This window comes from Vibrio sp. Vb0598 (assembly GCF_033338935.1).
GTDB lineage: Bacteria > Pseudomonadota > Gammaproteobacteria > Enterobacterales > Vibrionaceae > Vibrio > Vibrio alginolyticus.
The window spans coordinates 1-1,590 of sequence record NZ_JAWOTP010000089.1; the positions used below are offsets into that span (position 1 = coordinate 1).

A 1,590-nucleotide genomic window follows, 5' to 3' on the forward strand; every position below is an offset into this window, starting at 1 on the left:
AACTGGCATTTACCGTTAACGGTATAAAAGAAGAGACAGCGATCATGGTGCTATGATCGCTGTTTTTTTGAGCATGCTCGAAGCTGGTAGCGAATTTCTCATGTACACTTATTGAAAGTAGGTGTTAAGGAGAGACGCTATGATGATCGAAAGAATTCGACGCGAACACGGCTACATGGTTCGCCTGCTGGCCATATTGCGCCATAAACTCAACGAAATAAAAGAAGAAAACGCCATTAATTACTCGCTAGTAAGCGAGATTGTTGACTACCTCTCAAACCATTCGGAAAAAATTCATCATCCGAAAGAAGATATTCTCTACCATCATTTCCTCAAGCATTACGGTAAGCAACAAACCATGGAAAACTTGGAGAAAGAGCACCAAGAGCTCGCCGAGAAGACCAAAGAGTTTTCGATGCTCATTGAGATGATTTTGCAAGATGCGGTTGTTCCTCAAGACATCTTTATTGCTCAGCTAGAAGATTTCATTGAGTCGCAAAAGCGTCACCTTGAGCTCGAAGAGAGAAAAATCCTGCCATTAATTGAAGAGCTTTTTACTACTGAAGACTGGCAACACGTTGAAAGTCTGTGGACAGAGAGCGAAGACGACCCCGTATTTGGTGACACGATTGCGGATCGCTACAAACAGCTTGCCGAGCGCGTTCGTCAAAGCGATATGGAGTTTGTTTAACTCACTCAAAGCCCGAGTATCTATAAATCTTGCTCGGGTTTATTTGTGGTAATTCTTATTCTTTGAGAATTGAATGGAAATTCAACATAACCAATTCTCGATAAAAAGAACGGCTAATTCTCATTGAGTAAGAATTCCGTCCACGTAAACATTTAGACGTAGAGAATCAGAACATGTAACCCTTCTCTATACAAAAACAAAAGGCACCGTTAGGGGGCCTTTTGTTCAAATTAGAGTTTGATGTCGTCTAAGCTGTAGTCGTTGCAAACATCAAGTTCACGTAGTTCTTTAAGTAAGTTACGTCTGTCGTTCATCTCTTCTATTTCACGCCACTTTCTTTTTACTGGTTTAGCGCGAGATCTTGTTGTTGAGGTAGTATCCAGATTGAAAATCTCATCTAGTTGAAAGCCTTCCATAAGCCACCTTTACCCTTCTTTATCTAAACTGTTGTAACCAGTCCTTGTGGAGTTTTTTAAGTACCACAATAGGTGTGAGAATAACCATGATATATTTCGCATTTGTGTCGGTAACATGACAGTTTCGTGCAAAAGTTCTCTCAAAATCACATTTTGCTTCGTGAACGATTGAATAAAAAATGTACAAACGAGAAAGGGAAAACGATTAAATGAAGAGATTTTCAATGTTAATTTGATGCGTTCAATTAGAGTACTAAGCAAAGGTTGAAGTTGCATAAAATGTGTTTGATGAAATAGTGTTCGATTACCTCTCTGGCGGCAAAGATAAATTTATGTAACACCTTGTGAATACTAGCTTGGTTCGTTTTTTATGGAGTGCTGTTCTATTAATGTCGGTGTAATTATTTATGTTGGATGTTGGTAATTGAAATGTTGCGCGTTTGGGGTGTTAAGTCCTCTTTTTATGTTATTTTTTGGTGACTT

2 protein-coding genes are annotated in these 1,590 nt (G+C 39.0%); one reads left to right on the top strand and one right to left on the bottom strand.

The window, feature by feature from the left end:
• Positions 1–139: 139 nt before the first annotated feature.
• The gene (locus R7Q38_RS23125) at positions 140–691 is read left to right on the top strand and encodes a hemerythrin domain-containing protein (protein WP_005459058.1); all 552 of its coding nucleotides are present in this window, start codon (positions 140–142) and stop codon (positions 689–691) included.
• Positions 692–921: 230 nt separating this feature from the next.
• Here the strand turns inward: R7Q38_RS23125 and R7Q38_RS23130 are convergent, their stop codons facing one another.
• Complete coding sequence (locus R7Q38_RS23130; protein WP_005459060.1) at positions 922–1,107, bottom strand: DUF3545 family protein; 186 nt, start codon at positions 1,105–1,107, stop codon at positions 922–924.
• Positions 1,108–1,590: the final 483 nt, after the last annotated feature.

Bases quoted from the DNA above. Each gene is read 5' to 3' on its own strand.
- R7Q38_RS23130 (WP_005459060.1), bottom strand. From the start codon at position 1,107: ATGGAAGGCTTTCAACTAGATGAGATTTTCAATCTGGATACTACCTCA.
- R7Q38_RS23125 (WP_005459058.1), top strand. From the start codon at position 140: ATGATGATCGAAAGAATTCGACGCGAACACGGCTACATGGTTCGCCTG.